Source organism: Marinomonas sp. ABL3_031, from assembly GCF_056161265.1.
In genome coordinates, this window is the sequence record NZ_JBSWYU010000033.1 from 1 (window position 1) to 1,182 (window position 1,182).

At 45.2% G+C, this 1,182-nt stretch carries 1 pseudogene; it reads left to right on the forward strand.

Annotated features, from left to right (window positions below):
* Window positions 1–1,008, forward strand: a pseudogene (locus ACXAH2_RS17130) (IS1182 family transposase); the annotation flags it as partial.
* Window positions 1,009–1,182 lie beyond the last annotated feature (174 nt).

Genomic DNA, 1,182 nt, shown 5'->3' on the forward strand with positions numbered 1-1,182 from the left:
ACTCGACGTTTTAAAGAGTCTGATGTGTATCAGAAGATTTTTGATGAAATCGTTCTTCAAGCCATGAAGAAGAAACTCGTCAGCGGACATACTTTCTATACCGACTCCACGCACCTCAAAGCCAATGCGAATAAAAAGCACTTTCAAAAAGTGTTGGTTGAGCAGTCTCGTCAGGCTTATATGGATGAACTAGATCAAGCGGTTGAGGAGGATCGAATACGCCATGGAAAAAAGCCTTTACCACCTGAAAAGGTCAAAGATAAAACGCGAGAAATAAAGCAGAGCACAACCGATCCTGAAAGTGGCTACATGGTGCGAGACACCAAGCCCAAAGGGTTCTTCTACCTTGACCATCGAACCGTCGATGCACGCTGCAATATCATTACCGATGTCCATGTTACTGCCGGCAATGTGCATGATGCCGTGCCTTACTTAGAGCGACTGGATCGAATGAAAGATCGTTTTAAGTTCCACGTCACAACGGTGGGGTTAGATGCGGGTTACTTCACCTCCGCGATCTGCCATGGTCTCGAAGAGAGGCTCATCTATGCGGTGATGGGCTATCGACGACCCACTCATAAAAAGGGCTTCTTTTATAAGCGTGAGTATCAATACGATGCCTCGAATGATGTCTATATCTGCCCACAAGGTCAGTCATTAATTTACAAAACCACTTCACGAGAAGGTTATCGTCATTACGACTCAGATCGCACCATCTGCGAGAGCTGCCCAGAGAAGAAGCGTTGCACAACGAATAAAAACTCAGTGAAAACACTCACCAGACATGTCTGGGAAGACTGCAAAGAACGAGTGAATGCGCATCGTCTCACACCAGCAGGAAAGATCATTTACGCAAGGCGAAAAGAAACAGTCGAACGCAGTTTTGCGGACGCGAAAGAACTACATGGGTATCGCTATGCGAGATTTAGAGGAGTGAACAAAGTCTCTTCGCAGTGTCTACTGACGGCGACTGCCCAAAATATGAAAAAGATCGCCTTGATGCTTAGCTAGGGCTTCTATTACTTGAAAAGCCGAGCGTAATGACCTTCAAAAGAGCCTCAGACGTCCCGAAGAGCCATTACAAATGCCTCTAACTCAGTATAGAACGACCTAATGTATTTTTAAAAAACAAAGCTAAAAAAAAGAACCCCAGTGAAAATACTGGGGTTTATCGACACTCTG